This window comes from Cupriavidus sp. 2SB, assembly GCF_005503625.1.
Lineage (GTDB): Bacteria > Pseudomonadota > Gammaproteobacteria > Burkholderiales > Burkholderiaceae > Cupriavidus.
The window spans coordinates 14,874-37,571 of record NZ_SCMX01000030.1; the positions used below are offsets into that span (position 1 = coordinate 14,874).

Annotated in this window: 19 protein-coding genes; 9 read left to right on the forward strand and 10 right to left on the reverse strand. The window is 63.7% G+C overall.

What is annotated here, in order from left to right; translation table 11 throughout:
- Positions 1 to 3: 3 nt before the first annotated feature.
- Both FFS21_RS15710 and FFS21_RS15715 read right to left on the reverse strand, forming a co-directional pair.
- Positions 4 to 1,506 (reverse strand): tripartite tricarboxylate transporter permease, encoded by a 1,503-nt coding sequence (locus FFS21_RS15710; RefSeq protein WP_137925720.1) that lies wholly within the window; start codon positions 1,504 to 1,506, stop codon positions 4 to 6.
- A gap of 13 nt (positions 1,507 to 1,519) precedes the next feature.
- On the reverse strand, positions 1,520 to 1,981 hold the full coding sequence (locus tag FFS21_RS15715) for a tripartite tricarboxylate transporter TctB family protein (RefSeq protein WP_137925721.1): 462 nt from the start codon (positions 1,979 to 1,981) through the stop codon (positions 1,520 to 1,522).
- A 374-nt stretch (positions 1,982 to 2,355) separates the two neighbouring features.
- On the opposite strand from FFS21_RS15715, the gene FFS21_RS15720 reads away from it, so the two are divergent.
- A complete protein-coding gene (locus FFS21_RS15720; RefSeq protein WP_137925722.1) occupies positions 2,356 to 4,170 on the forward strand; it encodes a potassium/proton antiporter in 1,815 nt (604 codons plus the stop codon).
- Here the strand turns inward: FFS21_RS15720 and FFS21_RS15725 are convergent.
- The 3 genes from FFS21_RS15725 to FFS21_RS15735 form a co-directional block, all read right to left on the reverse strand.
- Positions 4,142 to 5,146: a Bug family tripartite tricarboxylate transporter substrate binding protein gene (locus FFS21_RS15725; RefSeq protein ID WP_137925723.1), complete on the reverse strand. Its 1,005-nt coding sequence runs from the start codon at positions 5,144 to 5,146 to the stop codon at positions 4,142 to 4,144. The genes FFS21_RS15720 and FFS21_RS15725 overlap by 29 nt on opposite strands.
- Before the next feature lie 99 nt (positions 5,147 to 5,245).
- Positions 5,246 to 5,701, reverse strand: a complete 456-nt coding sequence (locus tag FFS21_RS15730; protein WP_137925724.1) for a DUF2214 family protein — start codon at positions 5,699 to 5,701, stop codon at positions 5,246 to 5,248.
- Positions 5,702 to 5,805: 104 nt separating this feature from the next.
- Entirely contained in the window at positions 5,806 to 7,026 is a 1,221-nt protein-coding gene (locus tag FFS21_RS15735; RefSeq protein ID WP_137925725.1) for a CaiB/BaiF CoA transferase family protein, read from the reverse strand.
- A gap of 261 nt (positions 7,027 to 7,287) precedes the next feature.
- On the opposite strand from FFS21_RS15735, the gene alaS reads away from it, so the two are divergent.
- Positions 7,288 to 9,912 carry an alanine--tRNA ligase gene (alaS, locus tag FFS21_RS15740; RefSeq protein WP_137925726.1) on the forward strand — a complete coding sequence of 875 codons (2,625 nt, stop codon included), beginning with the start codon at positions 7,288 to 7,290 and terminating at the stop codon, positions 9,910 to 9,912.
- Between the two features lie 79 nt (positions 9,913 to 9,991).
- Here alaS and FFS21_RS32700 read toward each other — a convergent pair whose 3' ends face one another.
- The 3 genes from FFS21_RS32700 to FFS21_RS15750 all read right to left on the reverse strand — a co-directional run bounded on the left by FFS21_RS32700 (position 9,992) and on the right by FFS21_RS15750 (position 11,694).
- Positions 9,992 to 10,126 carry a hypothetical protein gene (locus FFS21_RS32700; RefSeq protein ID WP_255459330.1) on the reverse strand — a complete coding sequence of 45 codons (135 nt, stop codon included), beginning with the start codon at positions 10,124 to 10,126 and terminating at the stop codon, positions 9,992 to 9,994.
- Between the two features lie 61 nt (positions 10,127 to 10,187).
- The gene (locus FFS21_RS15745; RefSeq protein ID WP_137925727.1) at positions 10,188 to 10,631 is read right to left on the reverse strand and encodes a hypothetical protein; all 444 of its coding nucleotides are present in this window, start codon (positions 10,629 to 10,631) and stop codon (positions 10,188 to 10,190) included.
- Positions 10,632 to 10,800: 169 nt separating this feature from the next.
- Positions 10,801 to 11,694: a LysR family transcriptional regulator gene (locus tag FFS21_RS15750; protein WP_137925728.1), complete on the reverse strand. Its 894-nt coding sequence runs from the start codon at positions 11,692 to 11,694 to the stop codon at positions 10,801 to 10,803.
- A 128-nt stretch (positions 11,695 to 11,822) separates the two neighbouring features.
- Here FFS21_RS15750 and FFS21_RS15755 point away from each other — a divergent pair, with 128 nt between their 5' ends.
- The 6 genes from FFS21_RS15755 (at position 11,823) to FFS21_RS15780 (ending at position 16,101) form a co-directional block, all read left to right on the forward strand.
- Positions 11,823 to 13,055 (forward strand): YbfB/YjiJ family MFS transporter, encoded by a 1,233-nt coding sequence (locus FFS21_RS15755; RefSeq protein ID WP_137925729.1) that lies wholly within the window; start codon positions 11,823 to 11,825, stop codon positions 13,053 to 13,055.
- Positions 13,056 to 13,142: 87 nt separating this feature from the next.
- Entirely contained in the window at positions 13,143 to 13,916 is a 774-nt protein-coding gene (locus FFS21_RS15760; protein ID WP_137925730.1) for a class II aldolase/adducin family protein, read from the forward strand.
- Positions 13,917 to 13,939: 23 nt separating this feature from the next.
- Complete coding sequence (locus FFS21_RS15765) at positions 13,940 to 14,128, forward strand: 4-oxalocrotonate tautomerase (protein ID WP_137925731.1); 189 nt, start codon at positions 13,940 to 13,942, stop codon at positions 14,126 to 14,128.
- 22 nt (positions 14,129 to 14,150) lie between these two features.
- Positions 14,151 to 15,203 carry a threonine aldolase family protein gene (locus FFS21_RS15770; RefSeq protein ID WP_137925732.1) on the forward strand — a complete coding sequence of 351 codons (1,053 nt, stop codon included), beginning with the start codon at positions 14,151 to 14,153 and terminating at the stop codon, positions 15,201 to 15,203.
- 61 nt (positions 15,204 to 15,264) lie between these two features.
- Positions 15,265 to 15,861 (forward strand): NUDIX domain-containing protein, encoded by a 597-nt coding sequence (locus tag FFS21_RS15775; RefSeq protein WP_137925733.1) that lies wholly within the window; start codon positions 15,265 to 15,267, stop codon positions 15,859 to 15,861.
- Positions 15,862 to 15,873: 12 nt separating this feature from the next.
- On the forward strand, positions 15,874 to 16,101 hold the full coding sequence (locus tag FFS21_RS15780) for a sulfurtransferase TusA family protein (protein WP_130389494.1): 228 nt from the start codon (positions 15,874 to 15,876) through the stop codon (positions 16,099 to 16,101).
- Positions 16,102 to 16,183: 82 nt separating this feature from the next.
- On the opposite strand, the gene galU is transcribed toward FFS21_RS15780, so the two are convergent.
- Positions 16,184 to 17,059, reverse strand: a complete 876-nt coding sequence (gene galU / locus FFS21_RS15785) for a UTP--glucose-1-phosphate uridylyltransferase GalU (protein WP_137925734.1) — start codon at positions 17,057 to 17,059, stop codon at positions 16,184 to 16,186.
- Positions 17,060 to 17,161: 102 nt separating this feature from the next.
- A complete protein-coding gene (locus tag FFS21_RS15790) occupies positions 17,162 to 20,029 on the reverse strand; it encodes a valine--tRNA ligase (protein WP_137925735.1) in 2,868 nt (955 codons plus the stop codon).
- A 222-nt stretch (positions 20,030 to 20,251) separates the two neighbouring features.
- Here FFS21_RS15790 and FFS21_RS15795 point away from each other — a divergent pair, with 222 nt between their 5' ends.
- Positions 20,252 to 22,600, forward strand: a complete 2,349-nt coding sequence (locus FFS21_RS15795; protein ID WP_137925736.1) for a UvrD-helicase domain-containing protein — start codon at positions 20,252 to 20,254, stop codon at positions 22,598 to 22,600.
- Positions 22,601 to 22,698: the final 98 nt, after the last annotated feature.

The following is a 22,698-nucleotide window of genomic DNA, read 5'->3' on the forward strand; positions in this document are numbered from 1 at the left end:
GACTTACTCTTCCTGGAACGCTTCTTCGCGCTTGGCCTTGATCGACGGCAGGGCCACGATCAGCACCAGCACGGCTGCGGCAATCAGCAGGCCCAGCGACAGCGGACGCGTCACGAACACGCTGAAGTCACCACGCGACAGGAGCAGCGAGCGACGGAAGTTCTCTTCCATCATCGGTCCCAGCACAAAGCCGAGCAGCAACGGAGCCGGTTCGCAGCGCAGCTTGATGAACAGGTAGCCGATCACGCCGAAGGCTGCGGTCTGGAACACGTCGAACGTGGTGTTCTGAACCGAGTACACGCCAATGCAGCAGAACGTCAGGATGGCCGGGTACAGGTAACGGTACGGCACCTTCAGCAGCTTCACCCAGATACCGATCATCGGCAGGTTCAGGATGATCAGGATGAAGTTGCCCAGCCACATCGAGGCGATCAGGCCCCAGAACAGCGCGGGGTTGCTGGTCATGACCTGCGGACCCGGCTGGATGTTGTGGATCGTCATCGCACCGACCATCAGCGCCATCACGGCGTTGGGCGGAATGCCCAGCGTCAGCAGCGGGATGAACGAGGTCTGCGCTGCGGCGTTGTTGGCCGATTCCGGACCTGCCACGCCTTCGATGGCACCCTTGCCGAACTCGTGTGCGAATTTCGACGTCTTCTTTTCCAGCGAGTACGCTGCAAACGACGCCAGTGCCGCACCGCCACCCGGGAGAATACCGAGCATCGAACCCAGTGCCGTACCGCGCAGGATGGCCGGGATCATGCGCTTGAAGTCTTCCTTGGTCGGGAAGAGGTTGGTCACATGGTCCGTGAAGGTCTCACGGGCATCCTTCTGTTCCAGGTTCGCGATGATTTCCGCGAAGCCGAACACACCCATGGCCACCGACACGAAGTTCAGGCCGTCGGTCAGTTCCGGTACGTCGAACGAGAAGCGCGCGGCGCCTGAGTTCACGTCAGTACCGACCAGGCCCAGCAGCAGGCCCAGCACGATCATCGAGATCGCCTTGACCAGCGAGCCGGAGGCCAGCACCACGGCACCGATCAGGCCCAGGATCATCAGCGAGAAGTATTCGGCAGGGCCGAACTTGAACGCCAGTTCCGAGAGCGGGGCAGCAAAGGCAGCCAGGATCAGCGTGGCCACGCAGCCAGCGAAGAACGAGCCCAGACCGGCAGTGGCCAGCGCCACCCCGGCGCGACCCCGCCGCGCCATCTGATAACCGTCGATCGTGGTCACCACCGACGACGATTCGCCCGGCAGGTTCACCAGGATAGCCGTGGTGGAGCCGCCGTACTGCGCGCCGTAGTAGATACCTGCCAGCATGATCAGCGCGGCCACCGGGGGCAGCGTGTAGGTCACGGGCAGCAGCATCGCGATGGTGGCCAGCGGGCCCAGACCCGGCAGCACGCCGATCAGCGTACCGAGCACGCAGCCCAGGAACGCGTAGGCGATGTTCTGGAAGGACAGGGCGGTCGAAAAGCCCAGTCCGAGGTTGGTCAACAATTCCATGAGGGCCGTCTCCTTAGCTTGCCAGGAACGCCGGCCACACCGGCATCTGCAGGTTGATGCCGTATACGAACGCGCCCAGGCTGATGATCACCAGGATGATCGCGTTGAGTACGGCGCCCTTCCAGCTGAATTCATGGCTGGCCATCGAGGAGACCAGTACCAGGACCACCACCGAGAGCACCATGCCCAGCGGCTTGAGCAACAGGCCGAACAGGACGACCGAGCCCAGGATCCACAGCAGGATCTTCAGGTCCCAGCGGGCCAGTTGGTCGTTCTCTGCCTTGGAAGACAGCGAGCCCCACAGTACGAGCGCGCCAAGGATGGCGAGCACGATGCCGAGCCAGAACGGGAAGTATCCCGGTCCCATCTTGGCGGCTGTTCCCATGGAATAGCCACGGGCAACGAAGGAAAAGCTCAGTCCGACCAGGATGAACATCAGGCCGGAGGCAAAGTCCTTTTGGCTGCGTATGCGCAAAATGATTCTCCTCGATTTGAATCTTGAAAAGCTTCGCGACAGGGGCTGCCTGTCGCGGCAGGGTGGAAGGTAAAAGCGCATCCTTTCAGCTACCTTTCATATGTCTGCATAAAGTGGCAACCTCAGGGTATGTCCCTACGCAGACGTCCGAAAGGTTTCGGTAAGTCGTTGACAATGCAAGGAAAAATGCAGGGAAAACGCGCAGCAACGCGGTGCGCGGACTTGTGGAAAGCAGGACGAAAGCGGACAGATCGGGCGAGGGTCGTCAGCTAAGCTTGATGGATTCCGGCGCGCACCTGGCGCCTCGAATATTCCATCCCTCGGCATTCCGAAAAAGAACGAAAAAGAACAATTCACAGTCCCCGGAGGTGCGCTTGGAAACCATCGACCATGCCATTCTCATCGGCGCCGTGGTGATGACGCTGGGCATCCTGCTTGGCGTGTTTTCGTCGCGCTTCGGCGTGCCGTTTTTGCTGGTGTTCCTGGGGGTGGGGATGGCAGCCGGTGTGGACGGCCCGGGTGGCATCCGTTTCAACAACACCTGGCTCAGCTTCCTCGTCGGCAATATCGCGCTGGCCGTGATCCTGCTCGATGGCGGGCTGCGGACGCGCTTCGCCACCTTCCGGGTGGCGCTGCGGCCTTCGCTGTCACTTGCCACACTCGGCGTGGTCCTGACGGCGGTGCTGGTGGGATTATTCGCAACCTGGCTGCTCGGCATCGACTGGAAGCTCGGACTGTTGCTGGGCGCCATTGTCGGGTCCACGGATGCAGCGGCGGTCTTCTCGCTGCTCAACAGCAGCGGCATCCGGCTCAAGGAGCGGGTGGCCAGTGTGCTGGAGATCGAATCGGGCATCAACGACCCGATGGCGATCTTCCTGACGCTGACGTTGATCGAATGGATCACGGCGCCGGATGGCCTGTCCGGCCCCGCGCTCGCCATGCGGCTGGTGGTGCAATTCGGCGTGGGCGGGGTGCTGGGTGTGGCACTGGGGTATTGCCTGGCCAACATCATGGAGCGCGTCAATGTGGCCGAGGGGCTGCAGGCCATCCTGGTGTGCTCGGGCGGCTGCATGGTCTGGGCCATCGTCCAGACGGCGGGCGGCAGTGGCTTCCTGGCGGTCTACCTGACCGGCATGATCGTGGGAAACCGCGAGCGCGCGGTGACGGGCGACACCATGCGCGCGATGGACGGCATGGCGTGGCTGGCGCAGTCTGCGATGTTCCTGCTGCTCGGGCTGCTGGTAACGCCGCACCGGATCTGGGACATCGCCTTGCCGGCGACGGCACTCGCGTTGTTCCTGATGTGCGTGGCGCGGCCCGTGGCTGTGTTCGTTTCGCTGCTGCCATTCCGGTTCAATACCCGCGAGAAGGCGTTCGTCGCGTGGATGGGGCTGCGCGGTGCGGTGCCCATCGTGCTGTCGCTGTTTCCGCTATTGCAGGGCATGGAGGATTCGGGGCTGCTGTTCCGCGTGGCCTTCGCCGTGGTGCTGGCGAGCCTGCTATGCCAGGGAACCACCGTGGCACTGGCCGCTCGCCTGGCCCGGGTGTTGCGCCCGCCCTATGACGAGCCGCTTTCTCGCGAGCGCTTGCGGGGCACGCGCAATCCGCCCCTCGAGCTGATGCAGTTCGTGGTGGCGGCCAATTCATCGATGGAGGACCTGCGTGCCGATCAGGTGGAGCTACCACCGCGCAGCCGGCTGATGACTGTGGCGCGCGACGGCGCGTTGGTGCCGCTGGATCAGGTTGTCCTGCATGCTGGCGATGTCGTCTCCGTGCTGGCGCCGAGCGGCACCGTGCCGTTGCTGTCGCGGCTGTTCCTGACGGCGGCCACACCACCTGCCTGGGATCAGGTGGGGCACGACTTCGTGCTCGACGGCCAGGCCGCGTTGGCCGACGTGGCTTTGCTTTATGGCTCGCGCCCGCTGACGCCGGAGGAACTGCAGTGGACGCTGGAGACGGCGATGCTCGCCATGTTTCCCTCGCCACCCGTTGAAGGCGATGCGGTGGAGATTGCCGGCCTGCGGCTTACGGTGACCCGCATGGACGGGCCACGTATCGTGCAGGTTGGCCTGCTGTTGCCGCGCAATGCCGCCGAGGATGCCCGCGACGGCAAGGAGCGCCTCTGGCGCATGCGCGACAAGGCGCGGCCAAGCGATGCGCTCAATCCACCTTCGCGCCGGAAGCCTTGACCACCTGGCCGTACTTCTTCAGTTCGCGCTGAATCAGCGCGCCGAACTGTTCGGGCGTGGTGGGCGCCGGCGTAGCGCCGATGCGGGCCAGCTTGGCTTTCATGTCGTCGGTCTTGAGGATGGCCACGATGTCGCGATTGAGCCGTTCGACGATCTCGGGCGGCGTGCCGGCCGGTGCGAGCACGCCGAACCATGTGGAGATATCGAATCCTTCAAGCCCCAGCCCCTTGCCGGCCTCGGCAATGGTCGGCAGTTCCGGGAACGATGTGGCGCGGCTGGCGGTGGTCACGGCAAACGCCTTGAGCTTGCCCGCCTTGATGTTGGCCGAGGCCGAGGCGAGGTTATCGAAGATGAGATCGGTCTGGCCCGACAGCACCGACAATTGCGCAGGCGACGCGCCGTTGTACGGGATGTGGACCATGCTCACGCGCGCCATGCTCTTGAACAGCTCGCCCGACAGATGGCCGGCGCTGCCGTTGCCGCCCGACGCGTAGTCGAGCTTGCCCGGATGCTTGCGCGCATATTCGACGAGATCGCGCACGTTGTTGATGTGCAGTTCGGTGGCCTTGCCCGGATGCATCACCAGCACGTTCGGCACGTCGGCCACCAGCGTGATCGGTGCGAAATCCTTCACCGGGTCATACGGCATTTTGGTGAACAGCGTCGGATTGATGGCGTGCGTGGCTACGGCGCCCATCACGATCGTGTAGCCATCGGCGGGCTGCTTGGCCACGTAGTCGGCCCCCAGGTTGCCGCCTGCGCCGGGCTTGTTCTCTACCACGACCGGCTGGCCGAGACTGTTGCGCAACTGTTCGCCGATGGCGCGCGCCACCGTATCGAGCGGGCCGCCCGCGGGGTAAGGCACGACGAAGCGGATGGGCTTGGTGGGCCAGTTGGCCGGCGTCGCTGCCGGGGCGGCGAACGAGGCGAGCGCGGTGGTGGCGGCCAGAACGGCAGAAAGCAGGGTCTTCAACATATCAGGCGTGGAAAGGATGGGAATCTTGTGCGCGGGGACGTGCGTTGCGTCCCCGCGTCTCAAATGGGCCCGCGAGCGCCGGCCTTCGGTGGATGCGCTTCAGCGAGCGCCAATTCCGCGCGCCATCATCACCGCGCACAGCGGCAGCAGGATAAATACATGGGCTTCGATCATGACCCAGCGGCGGGTCTTCCTGATCTCGGCGGGCGTGGGAACAAACTCCGGGAGTTTCTTTGCCTGCTTGCGCCACTTCGCGATGGCGAACGTGGGCGGCAGCGAGCACAGCGCAATCAGCACGAAGACCGTCATCTTGGCGTGGAACCACGGATTGTGGATATAGAACTCCACGCCCTTGGCGCCCAGGAACAGCCGCAGCAGGCCGGTGGCCAGCACGGCCATCGCCGAGAGGAAGTAGAACAGGTCGTACAGCGACAGGCGGCGGACGGTTGCGGGGGTCATGTCCGGGCGCAGTACTACAGCTTCGGCGGCCATCAGCGTTACCAGGATGAAGATGGCCGTGAAGTGCAGGAATGCGAGCAGGGCATCGGTCAGCATGAAATCTCCTCGGAGTGGGGAATACTCGGGAAAACTCGAAAATACGCGTCGATGATCGCCTGCCCGGTGTGTGGCGGGGGCCGTGCCTGATCAAGCGGAAGCTATCAGACCACGCCCTTGCTGCGCAGGGTGGCGATGTGTTCGGCACTGTAGCCGAGTGTCTCGCCAAGCACCACATCGGTGTGCTCCCCAAGCAACGGCGGGTGGCGCAGCGCCTCGGGCGGCGTGGCGCTCATCCGCATCGGGCTGCCCACCAGCTTGACCGTGCCGGCCGTGGGGTGCGGCAGGTCCACGCGCAGGCCGCGAGAGACAACCTGCTCGTTCTCGAACACTTCATCGAGCGTGTTGATCGGGCCGCAGGGCACACCAGCACGCTCCAGATCCAGAATCCATTGCTCGCGCGTGCGCGGGGCCACCATCTCGGACAAGATCGGCACCAGCACGTCGCGGTGTGCCACGCGCTGCGGATTGGTGGCAAAACGCGGATCGTCGGCGAGTTCGGGTTTGCCACCCGCCGTGACGAACTTGCGGAACTGCCCGTCGTTGCCCACCGCCACGATGATCCAGCCGTCGGCGGCCTGGAACGTCTGGTAAGGGACGATGTTCGGATGGGCATTGCCCCAGCGCTTCGGCGCCACGCCGCTAGCCAGGTAGTTCGTGTTCATGTTCGCCAGCATCGACACCTGCACGTCGAGCAGCGCCATGTCGATGTACTGGCCTTCACCGGTACGGTCGCGGTACATGAGCGCCGCCATCACGGCGATGGTGGCGTACTGGCCCGTCATCAGATCCGAAATCGCCACGCCGGCTTTCTGCGGGCCGCCACCGGGCAGGTCGTCGCGCTCGCCGGTCAGGCTCATGAAACCGCCCATGCCCTGCACGATGAAATCGTAGCCGGGGCGTTGCGCATACGGACCAGTCTGGCCGAAGCCGGTGACCGAGCAATAGATCAGATCAGGCTTGACCGCCTTCAGCGATTCGTAGTCCAGCCCGTACTTCTTCAACTGGCCAACCTTGTAGTTTTCGAGCACCACATCGCTCTGTGCAGCCAGTTCGCGCACCAGTTGCTGGCCCTCGGGCGTGCTGATGTCGCAGGTCACCGAGCGCTTGTTGCGGTTGGCGGCCAGGTAATAGGCGGCCTCGGCCGTGTCGCGCCCGTCTTCGGTCTTGAGCCAGGGCGGTCCCCAGATGCGGGTGTCGTCGCCCGCGCCGGGCCGCTCGATCTTGATCACGTCGGCGCCGAAATCGGCAAGATTCTGGGCGCACCACGGCCCCGCGAGCACGCGGGTCAGGTCAAGAACACGAAGATGGCTTAAGGCACCCATGGCGGTCACGGCTGGCAGGTCTGAGGAGCCAGCACTCTATCACCGGGTCTCGGGGTCGACGCGCCAGGGCGGGGCGGGAACGGACTTCCTTGGGCGATAACCGGACAGGCTGCCGGGCCTTGGCCAGCGCGGCATAGGCGTGCGCGCCACAGGTCCGCCAGCGACTGCCCCAGCGCTGGGCTTGCCCGTATAATCAAGGGTTCGAAAAATCCAACCTGACCCACTGCGCCCTGCCCCGATGCGGGAAGCGCCCGATACAACATGAAAGTCTCCGACATTCGCAGCAAGTTCCTGCAGTTCTACGAGTCGAAGGGCCATACCGTGGTCCGCTCGTCCAGCCTGGTGCCGGCGAACGACCCGACGCTGCTGTTCACCAATTCGGGCATGGTGCAGTTCAAGGACGTGTTCCTGGGCACCGACAAGCGGCCGTACTCGCGCGCCACGTCGTCGCAACGCTCGGTGCGCGCCGGTGGCAAGCACAACGACCTCGAAAATGTGGGCTACACCGCACGGCACCACACGTTCTTCGAGATGCTGGGCAATTTCTCGTTTGGCGACTACTTCAAGCGCGAAGCCATCCAGTACGCCTGGGAGTTGCTGACGAAGGTCTACCAGCTGCCGCAGGAAAAGCTCTGGGTGACCGTCTACGCCGAGGACGACGAAGCCTACGACATCTGGGCCAAGGAAGTGGGCGTGCCGGCCGAACGCATCGTACGAATCGGTGACAACAAGGGCGCGCGCTACGCCTCGGACAACTTCTGGCAGATGGCCGATACCGGCCCGTGCGGCCCGTGCTCGGAAATCTTCTACGATCACGGCCCGGATGTCTGGGGCGGCCCCCCGGGATCGCCCGAGGAAGATGGCGACCGCTACATCGAGATCTGGAATCTCGTGTTCATGCAGTTCAACCGCGACGAGCAGGGCAACATGACGCGCCTGCCCAAGCCGTGCGTGGACACCGGCATGGGCTTGGAGCGGATTGCCGCCGTGCTGCAGCACGTACACAGCAACTACGAGATCGACCTGTTCCAGGCACTGATCACGGCGGCTGGCCGCGAAACGCATATCGCGGATCTGCACCAGAATTCGCTGAAGGTCATTGCCGACCACATCCGCGCCTGCTCGTTCCTGATCGTCGACGGCGTGATCCCGGGCAACGAAGGCCGTGGCTATGTACTGCGCCGTATCGTGCGCCGTGCCATTCGCCATGGTTACAAGCTGGGCCAGAAGACGCCTTTTTTCCACAAGCTCGTGGCCGACCTGGTGGCGCAGATGGGTGAAGCCTATCCGGAACTGGCCGAAGCCGAGACGCGCGTCCGTGACGTGCTCAAGGCCGAGGAAGAACGCTTCTTCGAGACCATCGAAAACGGCATGTCGATCCTGGACGCGGCCGTGGCCGAGCTGAAGTCCAAGGGCGGCAAGGTGCTGGATGGTGAACTGGCGTTCAAGCTGCACGACACGTTCGGCTTCCCGCTCGATCTGACGCAGGATGTGGCGCGCGAACAGGAAATCACGGTGGACGAGGCCGCGTTCGACGCGGCGATGACGCGCCAGCGCGAGCAGGCCCGCGCCGCCGGCAAGTTCAAGATGGCTGCCGGCCTCGAATACACGGGCGACAAGACCGTGTTCCATGGCTATGACGCACTGAGCAAGGAAGGCGCGCGCGTGACCGCCTTGTACGTCGATGGTGCTTCGGTGCCGACGATGCAACCGGGTCAGACCGGCGTGGTCGTGCTCGACAACACGCCGTTCTACGCCGAATCTGGCGGTCAGGTGGGCGATCAGGGTACGCTTGTGTCCGGTGCTGCCGTCTTCAACGTGGCTGATACCACCAAGGTCCAGGCCGACGTGTTCGGTCATCAGGGCACGCTGGCCAACGGCGTACTCAACGTGGGCGACACCGTCGCTGCCCAGGTGGATGCCGTACGCCGCGCGCGCACCGTGCGCAACCATTCGGCAACCCACCTGATGCACAAGGCCCTGCGCGAGGTGCTCGGTACCCACGTGCAGCAGAAGGGTTCGCTGGTGGATCCGGACAAGACCCGCTTCGACTTCTCGCACAACGCGCCGCTGACCGACGACCAGATCCGCCAGATCGAGGAAATCGTCAACGCCGAGATCCTGCGCAACGAAGCTACTGTGGCCGCTGTGATGCCGTTCGATGATGCCGTGAAGAGTGGCGCCATGGCCCTGTTCGGCGAGAAGTACGCCGACGATGTGCGCGTGCTGTCGATCGGTACGTCGAAGGAACTCTGCGGCGGCACGCACGTGACCCGCACTGGCGATATCGGCCTGTTCAAGATCGTCGTGGAAGCAGGCGTTGCTGCCGGCATCCGTCGCGTGGAAGCCATCACGGGCGACAACGCGCTGCACTATCTGCAGTCGCTCGATGCCCGCCTGAACGAAGCCGCCGCCGCGCTGCGCGCACAACCTTCCGAACTCGTGCCGCGTATCGGTCAGGTCCAGGATCAGGTCCGTTCGCTCGAGAAGGAACTCGAAAAGCTCAAGAGCAAGCTGGCCTCGTCGCAAGGCGATGAACTGATGGCGCAGGCTGTGGACGTCAAGGGCCTCAAGGTACTGGCCGCCCAACTCGACGGCGCCGATGTGAAGACCCTGCGCGAGACGATGGACAAGCTCAAGGACAAGCTCCAGAGCGCTGCCATCGTGCTGGCCGCCGTCGCCGACGGCAAGGTCAGCCTGATCGCCGGCGTGACAGCCGATGCCACGTCGAAGGTCAAGGCCGGCGAACTCGTCAACTTCGTCGCCCAGCAAGTGGGCGGCAAGGGCGGTGGTCGTCCGGACATGGCGCAGGCAGGCGGTACCGATCCTTCGGGCCTGCCACAGGCACTGGCCGGTGTGACGGAGTGGGTGTCGGCGAAGGTTTGATCGATCGTTGTACTGCGCTGGAAAAGACGCCTGCATGGTTCGCCATGTGGGCGTTTTTTGTTTTGCGCGCAGCGAGCCGCTAGCGCGTGTAGTGAAGGTAAGCCATCCACACGTTGACTCCCAACGCGTAGACGCCCATGGCGTAGAGGATGGGCGTTATGACCTTGTATTGCAGATCGGATTCGGTCATGAGCCGGTAGAAGAACCTTCGCATGATGGCTTTCCTTTGCTTGAGTAGAAATAAACTGTTGGGCCGCATTCTTCGATCGAATCGGTTAATGCACGACAGGCTGAAATAGCCAGATATAGCCGCCCAGATGCATGGCTGCGGTGATCGCAGTCAAAGTGACAGATACACGCAGGATCCTGTTCGGGCCGTGCGCACACGTATCTGAACGCAGACTGGCCTCCATAGTCCCGATGAGAACAAGCACAGAGGCAAGCACGATCAACGCGACATGGCCGCAGAGCAACACCCACATGAGCGCTGGATTGGCCGACGATTTGTTCAACTGCTGCCCAATGACGTAGCCCGCGCTGGCATTCATCGGAATCGCCGTCCACAGCAACTGCCCGTGCTCCATGGCACGGAGCACGGCGCCGCGCGCATGCTCCCTGAAGAATGTCGGTAGTCTCAATAGTGGCAGCAACGCCAGCGGCGCCAGCAGCGGGATCGCGATGTTGAACACGAACCAGCCGAACTGTTCCAGTCCTCTCATGGTGTCCGTCGGGCAAGAGCCAAAGAATGGCCCTCATCCTAGGCACCGCATCGGCCACTCACAATAGGGCGGATGTGAACTTTTGTGACATCGGCGCCGAGGCTTGCGTGGTGTCAATCATGTCGGAATACGACTTTTCTCAAAGGTCGCAGAGGGCCGGAAAATTCTTTCATGCTGCGGCCGAAATCGGCGCCAGATCGGAAGCAGCATCCGCATTCGTCAGCATGTCCGCCAGTGCCAGCAGCGCGGCGCTGCCCATCGACGGATACCAGGCCAAGACAGTGGTCACGCGTCCGGCATCGCCCAGCGGATGGATGCTGATCTGCGGCAGGTTGCGATAGAGCGTCAGTACGGAGCCCGGCATGATTGCCACGCCGATACCTGCCGCGGCGCACGTCACGATGGCGTGATAGGAACCGAGCTGGATCACGCGGTGCGGTGCATGGCCGCACTGTCCGTACCATTGCTCGAAGCGCGAGCGGTAATTGCAGCCGGTCTCGAAAGCGAGCAGCGTGGCACGTTCGAGATCGTCGGGGCTGGTGATGGGGGCGTGGCCTGCGCTGGCGATGATCACGAGTTCTTCCTCGAAGCCGGCGCGGGTCACAAGGCCTGGATCGTCCACGGGTTCGGCCACGAACGCGCAGTCCACATCGAAGCGTCGCAAGGCGTCGAGGGCCTGCCGGGTGGGGAGTGTCACGAGTTCGAGTTCGACATCGGGCCACGCGTGGTGGTAGGCGGCCAGTATGTTGGGCAGCCGGCTCGCGGCGGTGCTTTCCATCGACGCAATCCGCAACCGGCCGTGCGGACGCGCGGGCTGCACGGCGTGGCGGGCCTCGTCGGAAAGTTTCAGGATGCGGCAGGCGTATTCGAACAGCGTCTTGCCGGCCGGCGTGAGCACCATGCGGCGTCCGTCGCGCACGAACAATTCCACGCCCAGCGATTGCTCCAGCTGGCGAATGCGCGTGGTGACGTTCGACTGCACGCGGTGCAGACGTTCGGCCGCGCGCGTGATGCCGCCCGCTTCAACGACGGCACGAAAGATTTCCAGGGCAGCGAGGTCCATATGTGCATCCTTTCCAAATACAGATGGTTTCCATCTCGGAAATTCATTTTTCGTGATGGATGTTTGGGCATAGCATAGTCAACAACGTCAAACCGTGCCAGTCGCCCCTGAGGCGCGCCAACCGCCCCATGTCTATCGATGTCGAGGTTCCTGCCGGGCGCACCACCCGGCCCACCGCTAGCCCATGGGCTGTGGCGATTGCTGGCTTTGTGTCGCTTGCGCTGGCTATGGGAATTGGCCGATTCGCGTTCACGCCACTGTTGCCGATGATGCTGCACGATGGCACCGTGACGCTGGGAGAGGGTGGTGCACTGGCCACACTGAATTACATTGGCTATCTGCTTGGTGCCGTGCTGTGCCTGGTGATCCGCCCCGACCCAGCGCGCATGGTCAAGATTTCGCTGGTGCTGACGGTCATCCTGACGCTGGCGATGGCCTTGCCTGGCGGCATGCCGGCATGGCTCACGTGGCGCACGCTGTCGGGCATCGCCAGTGCCGTGGTCATGGTCTACGCCACCGCGTGGTGCATGCAGCGGTTGGCTGAACTGGGGCATCCGACGCTAGGCGGGTTGATGTTCGCGGGCCCCGGTATCGGCATCGTCGTGACGGGCGTGTCGGTCTTTGGGATGGTCGGCGCTCATTGGCTGGCCAACTGGGGCTGGATCACCTTCACGATTCTCGGAGCGCTGATGCTGGCACCCGTGTGGCGCGTATTCGGCACGCCGTCTCCACTAGCGTCACCGACAGGAGGGGCGGCACATGCTGCTTCCTCCGCCCCGATTGCGCCACGCCTCAACCTCGAAACCTGGGCGCTGACGCTGGCCTACGGGCTGGCGGGTTTCGGCTACATCATCACGGCAACTTTCCTGCCCGTGATCGCGCGCCACGAGATGCCCGGCAGCGTATGGGCCGATCTGTTCTGGCCGATCCTCGGTGCCGGCGTGGCGGTGGGTGCGTGGGCCGTGACGCGCTTCGGCATGCACCACGACAACCGTCGCATGATGATGTACCTGTATGCGATGCAGGCGCTGGGCGTGGCGATTGCGGCCGTGTGGCCCACGGTGACCGGCTTCGCCCTGAGCAGTTTGCTGGTGGGTCTGCCGTTCACGGCACTGGTGTCCTTTGCCATGCGCGAGGCACGGCGGCTGTGGGGCGCCAGCGCGTCGAAGCTGATCGGGCTGATGACGGCCGCCTATGCCATCGGCCAGATTGCGGGGCCGCCGCTGGCAACATCGCTGGTGGCGCGCACGGGTGGCTTTGGTGCATCGCTCGGCGTGGCCTCGGCCGCGCTGCTGCTGGGCGCCGCTATCTACTTGTGGATGTGGCGCACGATGCCGGTGGACGGACGGGCAGCCGGCTGACGAGTACGCTACAGTATTGGCTTCGTCGCCCACTCGAACCGGTCGCCCCCGCGCCGGCGCTGCAGGGCGGCGCGAAAGCCAATCTCCATGTCTTTTGCCTTGCATCCCGGGCGTGCCGCCGGCCCGGCCTGGCCGATCGGTGCCGAGGAAGCGCGCGTGCGCGTGGACCTGGCCGCCGCTTATCGGCTGGCCGCACTGGAACGCTGGGATGATTTGATCTACACGCACATCTCGGCCACCGTGCCTGGCGAGCCCGGTCACTTCCTGATCAATCCCTTCGGCTTTGCCTTCGACGAAATCCGCGCATCGGACCTCGTCAAAATTAATGGGCAGGGCGAAGTGGTGGGCGAGACGGTCCATCCAGTCAATGTCACGGGCTTCGCACTCCATGGCGCCGTGCACGCGGCGCGTGCCGACGCGCATTGCGTCATGCACCTCCACAACACCGCAGGCATCGCCGTATCCGCCCAGGCTGAAGGCTTGCTGCCGCTCTCGCAACATGCCATGCGCTTTCATGGCCGCATGGCCTATCACGACTACGAAGGGCTGGCCTTCACGCCTGCCGAAGGGACGCGGCTGACGGCTTCGCTCGGCGATCATCCGGCAATGCTGCTGCGCAACCATGGCACGCTGACCTTGGGCCGCACCGTGGCCGAGGCTTACGTGTTGATGGCCACGCTGATCAAGGCATGCGAGATCCAGCTGGGTGCGCAGCTTGGCAGCGCCACGGTGCAGCCGTTGCCTGCCGTGGCGGATCGGACCTCGCTCCAGCTATTCGACGATGGTGCGGTGGAGGGCGTGCTCGAGTGGCCCGCGCTGCTGCGCAAACTCGATAGAATCGATCCCTCGTACAAAGACTGACAACACCTAGAAGGAGTCAAGGAATGCCCACGTTTCACGTAGAAATGTTCGAAGGCCGCTCGGTGGAGCAGAAGCGCAAGTTTGTTGAGGAAGTCACGCGCGTCACGTGCGAGACGCTTGGTTGCTCGGCGGGTGCGGTCGATATCATCATCACCGACGTCAAGCGCGAGAACTGGGCCACCGGTGGCGAGCTCTGGGCCGACAAGCAGTAATCCATTCAGCAAGGTTTGACCGATGACCTCCGCAGTTTCCCCCGCCCAGCAGTTCGCCTCCGATAACTACGCCGGCTTTTGTCCGGAGTCGCTGAAGTATTTTCTCGAAGCCAATGCCACCGGCCACGAGAAAGCCTACGGCGACGATAGCTGGACCCAGAAAGTTTGCGACCGGATTCGCGACCTGTTCCAGACCGACTGCGAGGTCTTCTTCGTTTTCAATGGCACCGCGGCCAATTCGCTGGCGCTGTCTTCGCTGTGCCAGTCCTATCACTCGGTGATCTGCCACGAACTGGCACATATCGAGACCGATGAATGCGGCGCGCCGCAGTTTTTTTCGAACGGCTCGAAGCTGCTGACTGCCCCCGGCGAGAACGGCAAGCTGACGCCCGATGCGGTGGAGGCGCTGGTCACACGCCGCACGGATATCCACTATCCCAAACCGCGCGTGGTGTCGCTGACACAGGCCACGGAAGTGGGCACGGTCTACACCGTGGAAGAAGTGCGTGCCATCGCGGCTATCGCCAAGCGGCGCCAGTTGCGCGTGCATATGGACGGTGCACGTTTTGCCAATGCCGTGGCATCGCTGGGCGTGCATCCATCGGAAATCACGTGGCGTGCCGGCGTGGATGTGCTGTGTTTCGGCGGCACCAAGAACGGCCTGCCGGTAGGCGAGGCGGTGGTCTTCTTCGATCGCAGACTGGCGGAGGACTTCGCCTATCGCGTGAAGCAGGCCGGTCATCTGGCGTCGAAGATGCGCTTTATCTCGGCGCCCTGGCTGGGCATGCTGGAGAACGATGTCTGGCTGCGCAACGGTCGCCATGCCAATGCGATGGCGACGCTGCTCGCGCAACGCATCGCGGATATCCCGGGCGTGCGCATCATGTTCCCGACCGATGCCAACGCGGTGTTTGCCGAACTGCCGCTGCCGGCCATCGAGGCGCTGCGCGCCAAGGGCTGGTTGTTCTACACGTTCATTGGCGCGGGCGGATGCCGCATGATGTGCGCGTGGGATCTGCAGCCGGAAACCGTGGAGGCATTCGCTGCGGACATCCGCGCTGCATGCGGCCGCTGAACCGAATATCAAGCAAGAACGGGCAGCATCACAATAACGAGACAGTCCCTGGAGCCCCCTGATGGAACCCTATCGATTCTGTCCGCGCTGCGGATCGACGCTGGAACACTTGCCGATGTCGGGCCGCTATCGCCATGCCTGCGTGCAGGATGGTTGCGGCTTCGTGCATTGGGACAACCCGCTGCCGGTGCTGGCGGCCGTGGTCGAATACGAGGGCCAGTTGCTGCTGGCGCGCAATGCGCTGTGGCCGGAGAAAATGTTCGCGCTGGTCACAGGCTTCATGGAACGCGACGAGACCCCGGAACATGGCGTCGCGCGCGAGCTCAAGGAAGAGACGAATCTCGATACGGTGTCGGCCTCGCTGATCGGCGTCTATGAGTTCATGCGCAAGAACGAACTGATCATCGCCTATCACGTGAAGGCGGAGGGAGACATCCGGCTGTCCGAGGAACTGGCCGAGTATCGGCTGGTGGCGCCCGAGAGGATGAAGATCTGGAACGCCGGCACCGGCTTTGCAGTGGCTGATTTCCTTGAGCGCCGCGGCTTGCCCGTGCGTTTTTTCGATCGGGCCACCGGCGAGGATATCCCCGACCCGCGCCGGCCGACGGACTTCAGCATGGTCGCCGCTTCGCTACAATACGGCATCCATCAGAAATAGAAGGTGAGAGGAATGGACTTCCAGAAAGAAGTGGACGCACGCGGCCTGAACTGCCCGCTGCCGATCCTGCGGACCAAGAAGGCGCTGGCAGACATGGCTAGCGGTGAAGTGCTCAAGGTGCTGGCCACCGACCCGGGCGCCACACGCGATTTCCAGGCGTTCGCCAAGCAGACCGGCAACGAACTCGTGTCGCACGCCGAAGTCGACAAGGTGTTCGTGTTCTACATGAAGCGCCGCTGAGTCTTTGCGGGATTTGGATGTAAAAAAACCGCCTCGTGAAGAGGCGGTTTTTTATTGGCTTGGGTTTCGCACCAACCAGCGATCAACCCCGTTGCGCGAGGTAAGCGCTGAACTCGTCGCGGACTTCCGGATGCTTGAGTGCGAACTCGACGGTCGCCTTCAGGTAGCCAAGCTTGCTGCCGCAGTCGTAGCGCACACCCTTGTAGCGGTACGCCAGCACCTGCTCCTGTCCGAGCATCGCCTGGATGGCATCCGTCAGTTGGAACTCGCCACCCGCACCCGGCTTCAGGTCGCGGATATGGTCGAAGATGCGCGGTGTCAGGATGTAGCGGCCCACCACGCCCAGGTTGGATGGGGCGTCTTCGGGTGCCGGCTTTTCGATGATGCCGGACATCTTGATGACGCGTTCGTCCCACTCGCGGCCATCGACCACACCGTACGACTTGCTCTGCTCGGGCGCGATTTCCTCGACGCCTAGCACGGAGCAGTTGTAGTGGTTGTACACATCCACCATCTGCTTCATCACCGGCTCGTCGCCCAGGCCGTCCAGCAGGTCATCGGCCAGCATCACGGCGAACGGGGCGTCGCCTACCAGTCGTGCGGCGCAGAGCACGGCATGGCCCAGGCCCAGTGCTTCGGGCTGGCGCACGTAGAAACACTCCACGTTCTTGGGTTTGATCGAGCGCACCACGTCGAGCAGTGCTTGCTTGTTCTTGGCTTCGAGCTCCATTTCCAGCTCGTAGGCCTTGTCGAAGTGATCCTCGATGGCGCGCTTGGAGCGGCCGGTGACGAAGATCATCTCGTTGATGCCGGCAGCCATGGCTTCTTCCACGGCGTACTGGATCAGCGGCTTGTCTACCACCGGCAGCATTTCCTTGGGGCTCGCCTTGGTGGCGGGCAGAAAACGGGTGCCTAGCCCGGCTACGGGAAAGACGGCCTTGGTGACGCGGTTTTCCATTTCAGCTTCCTTTTCAATCCGGTGTAATACCGTGCCGCAGGATGGGGTCGCCGTCTGTCCGGTTCCGTCCGACTCGGGAGCCGGACGGGTGCGATGAGCACGTCAGGACGGCAGACGCTGTAGTTGATCCTGCAGCTTTGCCAGCGTCTGTTCGAAATCCGACATACGCTGGGTCTCCTGCGCGACGACTGCAGGCGGCGCCTTGGCGACAAAGCTATCGTTGGACAGTTTGCCACGGCACTTTCCGATCTCGCCCGTGATCCGGTCAATCTCCTTGGACAGGCGCACGCGCTCGGCCGCCACGTCGATCTCGATCTTGAGCATCAGATGGTTGCCACCGACGATGGCCACCGGCGCTCCGGCCCCTTCCTGCAGCAAGGTGGTCTCGTCTTCGAACACCTTGACCTCGGAAAGTTTCGCCAGCGCTTGCACTTGCGCCGCGGCTTCGTTCAGGAAGGCGCTGTCGCCATGTGCGTAGAGCGGGATACGCTGGGCCGGCGAAATGTTCATCTCGCCGCGCAGGTTGCGGCAGGCGTCCACCAGGGCCTTGAGCTGCGCCACCCAGGCTTCGGCGGCTTCGTCGATCTTGGCCATGGCCGGCAGCGGGTAGGACTGCGTGGCGATGGTCTCGCTGCCGTCACCCTTGGCGCGGCCGGCCAGCGGCGCCACCTTCTGCCAGAGTTCCTCGGTGATGAATGGAATGATCGGGTGCGCCAGGCGCAGCACCGTCTCCAGCACGCGCAGCAGCGTGCGGCGCGTGGCGCGCTGTTGCGCCGGCGTGCCGGTCTGGATCTGCACCTTGGCCAGTTCCAGGTACCAGTCGCAGTACTCGTCCCAGACAAACTTGTAGATCGCGCTGGCGATATTGTCGAAGCGGTATTCGTCGAAGCCCTTCGCAACCTCGGTTTCCACGCGCTGCAGCAGCGACACGATCCAGCGGTCTGCCTGCGAGAAGTGCAGGTAGCCGTCCGGGCCGCAGTTGTCGTTGCACGGGCCCATGCCGCAGTCCTGGCCCTCGGTGTTCATCAACACGAAACGCGTGGCGTTCCAGAGCTTGTTGCAGAAGTTGCGGTAGCCCTCGCAGCGGCCGGTATCGAAATTGATGTTGCGGCCCAGCGTGGCGAGCGATGCAAAGGTGAAGCGCAGCGCGTCGGCGCCGAACGACGGAATGCCGTCCGGAAATTCCTTCTTCGTCTTCGATTCGATCTTCGGCGCGTCCTTGGGACGGCGCAGACCCGTGGTGCGCTTCTTCAGCAGCGGTTCCAGTTCGATACCGTCGATCAGGTCCACGGGATCGAGCGTATTGCCCTCGGACTTGCTCATCTTCTTGCCTTCGGAGTCGCGCACCAGACCGTGCACATACACGGTATGGAACGGCACCTGGCCGGTGAAGTGCTTGGTCATCATGACCATGCGCGCCACCCAGAAGAAGATGATGTCGTAGCCGGTGACCAGCACCGACGACGGCAGGAAGTGCTTCAGTTCAGGCGTCTGCTCGGGCCAGCCCAGCGACGAGAACGGCACCAGTGCGGACGAGAACCACGTGTCCAGCACGTCTTCCTCGCGGCGCAGCGGGCCGGTGCTGCCAGCGGCGTCAGCCTTGGCGCGGGCCTCTTCCTCGGTGCGGGCGACGAACACCTTGCCGGCTTCGTCGTACCAGGCCGGGATCTGGTGGCCCCACCACAGCTGGCGGCTGATACACCAGTCCTGGATATTGGCCAGCCACTGGTTGTAGGTGCTGTTCCAGTTTTCGGGAACGAGCTTGATCTCGCCGCTCTGCACGGCGTCGAGCGCCACGTCGGCGATCGAGCGGCCCGGATAGAACGTGCCTTCCGGCGCCGGCTTGCTCATGGCCACGAACCATTGATCGGTCAGCATCGGCTCGATCACGCTGCTGGTGCGCTCGCTGCGCGGCACCATGAGCTTGTGCGGCTTCACCTCGCCCAGCAGGGCCTGCGTCTTCAGGTCCTCGACCATCTGCTTGCGCGCTGCAAACCGGTCCATGCCAGCATAGGCGGCAGGCGCATCGGCCACGATCTTCGCGTCGAGCGTCAGAATCGACAGTTGCGGCAGGTTGTGGCGCTGGCCCACTGCATAGTCGTTGAAGTCGTGGCCCGGGGTCACCTTGACCACGCCCGTGCCGAACTCGCGATCGACGTACTCGTCGGCAATCACCGGAATCTGGCGATCGGTCAGCGGCAGGTTCACCATCTTGCCGATCAGGTGCGCATAGCGCTCGTCTTCCGGATGCACCATCACGGCGGTGTCACCCAGCATCGTTTCCGGGCGCGTGGTGGCCACGGTCAGGTGGGTCAGGCCGCGTACGGTATCGGCCTCGGCCAGCGGATAGTGGATGTGCCACAGCGAGCCGTCTTCCTCGACGCTGTCGACTTCCAGGTCCGACACCGCGGTGCCCAGCACCGGGTCCCAGTTCACCAGGCGCTTGCCGCGGTAGATCAGGCCCTGCTCATGCAGGCGGACGAAGACCTCCGTCACGGCCTTCGACATCTCGGGCGACATCGTGAAGTACTCGCGCGTCCAGTCGATCGAGGCGCCCATGCGGCGCACCTGGCGCGTGATCGTCGAACCCGACTCTTCCTTCCACTCCCACACTTTCTCGGTGAACTTCTCGCGGCCGAGGTCGTGGCGCGATACGCCCTGCGCCTCGAGCTGGCGCTCCACCACGATCTGCGTGGCGATACCGGCGTGGTCCGTACCCGGCACCCACAGCGTATTGGCGCCAAGCATGCGCGCGTGGCGGGTCAGGCCGTCCATGATCGTCTGGTTGAACGCATGGCCCATGTGCAGCGTGCCGGTCACATTGGGCGGCGGCAGCTGGATGGAAAAGTCCGGGCGGGCTGGGTCGAACGTAGGCTGGGCGATACCCCGGCGCTCCCATTCTGGGCCCCATTTCGCCTCGATGGCGGCGGGTTCGAAGCTCTTGGCGAGGGACTGGTCTTCTGCGGTCATGCTTGGATGCTGGTGGGATGCGGGTCAGGGCCCTGGCCGGCAGGCGGATTGGCGCGCCATGGCACTCGGCCGGGAAAACGTCAAATTATAGGGGAGGCGGGGTGCCGGTGCGCATTTCGGGCGCCTCGGCGTGCGTCCGGCGCCCCGTCCGATGGAAACCATCCCGGTAAGGGAGGGTTGGCCGCCGGTATAATTGCCGCCTACTTTTCCGGCCCTGTCCCGATGTCCAGCCTGCTAGCCAATCTCAACGCCGAACAACTCGCCGCCGTCACCCTGCCGGACGAACCGGCCCTGATCCTGGCGGGCGCGGGCAGTGGAAAGACCCGCGTGCTGACCACGCGGATTGCCTGGCTGATCCAGAACGGCCGGGTCTCGCCGGCCGGCATCCTGGCGGTGACCTTTACCAACAAGGCCGCCAAGGAAATGCAGACGCGGCTGTCGTCCATGCTGCCGATCAATACGCGCGGCATGTGGATCGGCACCTTCCACGGCCTGTGCAACCGCATGCTACGCGCGCATTTCCGTGACGCGGGATTGCCGCAGACCTTCTCGATCCTCGATACGCAGGACCAGCTCTCGGCGCTCAAACGCCTGCTCAAGCAACTCAATGTCGATGACGAGAAGTACCCGGCCAAGAGCCTGCAGTACTTCATCAACAACGCCAAGGAGCAGGGCCTGCGTCCGGCTGACGTCGAAGCCAACGACGATTTCAATCGCCGGTTCGTCGATCTCTACGCGGCGTACGATCAGCAGTGCCAGCGGGAAGGGGTGGTGGATTTCGCCGAACTGCTGCTGCGCTGCTATGAGCTGCTCCGTTACAACGATGCCATCCGCCAGCACTACCAGTACCGGTTCCGGCATGTGCTCGTCGACGAGTTCCAGGATACGAACGTACTCCAGTACCGCTGGCTGAAGCTGCTGGCGGGCTATGGCACGGGCAACGGGGCGGCGGTGTTCGCGGTGGGTGACGATGACCAGAGCATCTACGCCTTCCGGGGCGCCAACGTGGGCAACATGCGCGATTTCGAGCAGGAATTCCGCGTGCGCCACATGATCAAGCTGGAGCAGAACTATCGCTCGCATGGTCACATTCTCGATACCGCCAACCACCTGATCTCGCACAACGCGCGCCGGTTGGGCAAGAACCTGCGTACCGATGCCGGGCACGGCGAGCCGGTGCGCGTGTATCAGGCTGGCACCGATGGCCAGGAGGCGTCGTGGATCGTCGAGGAGATTCGTGACCAGATCGCGCAGGGCATGACACGCTCCGAGATCGCCATCCTTTACCGCAGCAACGCGCAGTCGCGCGTGATCGAGCATGCGCTGTTCTCGTCGGGTATCGCGTACCGCGTGTACGGCGGCCTGCGCTTCTTCGAGCGGGCCGAGGTCAAGCATGCGCTGGCCTACCTGCAACTGATCGAGAACCCGCGCAACGACGCCGCTTTCGCCCGGGTGGTCAACTTCCCGACACGTGGCATCGGCGCCAAGTCCCTGGAAACGCTGCAGGACGCCGCGCGCCAGTACAACCTCTCGCTGGCGGAGGCCGTGGCCTACGTGCCCGGCAAGGCGGGGAGTTCGCTGGGCGCGTTCCTGCGCCTGATCGATCAGATGCGTACGGAAACCACTCGCATGACGTTGCCGGAGACGGTGGAGTACGTCACCAATACCAGCGGCCTGATTGCGCACTACCAGGCCGAGAAAGAGGGCCAGGACCGCATCGAGAACTTGCAGGAACTGGTGACTGCCGCGCAGGCATTCGTCGTGGAAGATGGCTTCGGGCTGGATGCCCCGGCGCGCATGCTGCCCGTGGGGCGCGATGCGCCGCCGGCACTGGCGCAGGGCGACCAGGATCAGCAGGTACTCGACCCCGAACAGTTGCCGGTGGTGATGACGCCGCTGGTGGCGTTCCTGACTCACGCGTCGCTGGAAGCCGGCGACAACCAGGCGCAGGCCGGCCAGGATGCGGTGCAGATGATGACGGTCCACGCGGCCAAGGGCCTGGAATTCAACGTGGTATTCATCACCGGGCTGGAAGAGGGGCTGTTCCCGCACGACAACAGCGCACAGGAAGCCGATGGCATCGAGGAAGAGCGCCGCCTGATGTATGTGGCCATCACCCGCGCCCGCGAGCGGCTGTTCCTGTCGTTCGCGCAGAGCCGCGTCCTGCACGGCCAGATGCGCTACCACATGAAATCACGCTTCTTCGAGGAACTGCCTGAGGAATCGCTGAAGTGGATCATTCCGCAAGGCCAGACCGGCTACGGCGTCAGCCGCCAGGAGCGCGACAACGCCTGGGGCCGGGATTGGTTCAAGCGTGCGGAAGATGTGCCGTACACGGGCACGAAGCCCACGGGCGGCATGGATACCGGCAAGAAGAACTACGCCGAGGAAAAACGCGCCGCAGCCACGGGTTTTCGCGTGGGCCAGAACGTCTTTCACACCAAGTTCGGAGAAGGCCGGATCAAGGCACTGGAAGGCGAGGGTGCCGATGCCCGCGCGAATATCGACTTCAAGCGCCACGGCGTGAAGTGGCTGGCACTGGCAGTGGCGAAGCTGGATCCGATTGATTGAGCGCTTCACTCCCTCGCTGTTTTACTCCCCTCTCCCTCTGGGAGAGGGGTAGGGGAGAGGGCGGGAGGTTCTGCTTGCCGGCGCATCGCAATTTGCAC

Bases quoted from the DNA above. Each gene is read 5' to 3' on its own strand.
- FFS21_RS15795 (WP_137925736.1), top strand. From the start codon at position 20,252: ATGTCCAGCCTGCTAGCCAATCTCAACGCCGAACAACTCGCCGCCGTC.
- FFS21_RS15780 (WP_130389494.1), top strand. From the start codon at position 15,874: ATGGACTTCCAGAAAGAAGTGGACGCACGCGGCCTGAACTGCCCGCTG.
- FFS21_RS15760 (WP_137925730.1), top strand. From the start codon at position 13,143: ATGTCTTTTGCCTTGCATCCCGGGCGTGCCGCCGGCCCGGCCTGGCCG.
- FFS21_RS15755 (WP_137925729.1), top strand. From the start codon at position 11,823: ATGTCTATCGATGTCGAGGTTCCTGCCGGGCGCACCACCCGGCCCACC.
- galU (WP_137925734.1), bottom strand. From the start codon at position 17,059: ATGGAAAACCGCGTCACCAAGGCCGTCTTTCCCGTAGCCGGGCTAGGC.
- FFS21_RS15750 (WP_137925728.1), bottom strand. From the start codon at position 11,694: ATGGACCTCGCTGCCCTGGAAATCTTTCGTGCCGTCGTTGAAGCGGGC.
- FFS21_RS15725 (WP_137925723.1), bottom strand. From the start codon at position 5,146: ATGTTGAAGACCCTGCTTTCTGCCGTTCTGGCCGCCACCACCGCGCTC.
- FFS21_RS15730 (WP_137925724.1), bottom strand. From the start codon at position 5,701: ATGCTGACCGATGCCCTGCTCGCATTCCTGCACTTCACGGCCATCTTC.
- FFS21_RS32700 (WP_255459330.1), bottom strand. From the start codon at position 10,126: ATGCGAAGGTTCTTCTACCGGCTCATGACCGAATCCGATCTGCAATAC.
- FFS21_RS15770 (WP_137925732.1), top strand. From the start codon at position 14,151: ATGACCTCCGCAGTTTCCCCCGCCCAGCAGTTCGCCTCCGATAACTAC.
- FFS21_RS15710 (WP_137925720.1), bottom strand. From the start codon at position 1,506: ATGGAATTGTTGACCAACCTCGGACTGGGCTTTTCGACCGCCCTGTCC.
- alaS (WP_137925726.1), top strand. From the start codon at position 7,288: ATGAAAGTCTCCGACATTCGCAGCAAGTTCCTGCAGTTCTACGAGTCG.
- FFS21_RS15735 (WP_137925725.1), bottom strand. From the start codon at position 7,026: ATGGGTGCCTTAAGCCATCTTCGTGTTCTTGACCTGACCCGCGTGCTC.
- FFS21_RS15765 (WP_137925731.1), top strand. From the start codon at position 13,940: ATGCCCACGTTTCACGTAGAAATGTTCGAAGGCCGCTCGGTGGAGCAG.
- FFS21_RS15790 (WP_137925735.1), bottom strand. From the start codon at position 20,029: ATGACCGCAGAAGACCAGTCCCTCGCCAAGAGCTTCGAACCCGCCGCC.
- FFS21_RS15745 (WP_137925727.1), bottom strand. From the start codon at position 10,631: ATGAGAGGACTGGAACAGTTCGGCTGGTTCGTGTTCAACATCGCGATC.
- FFS21_RS15775 (WP_137925733.1), top strand. From the start codon at position 15,265: ATGGAACCCTATCGATTCTGTCCGCGCTGCGGATCGACGCTGGAACAC.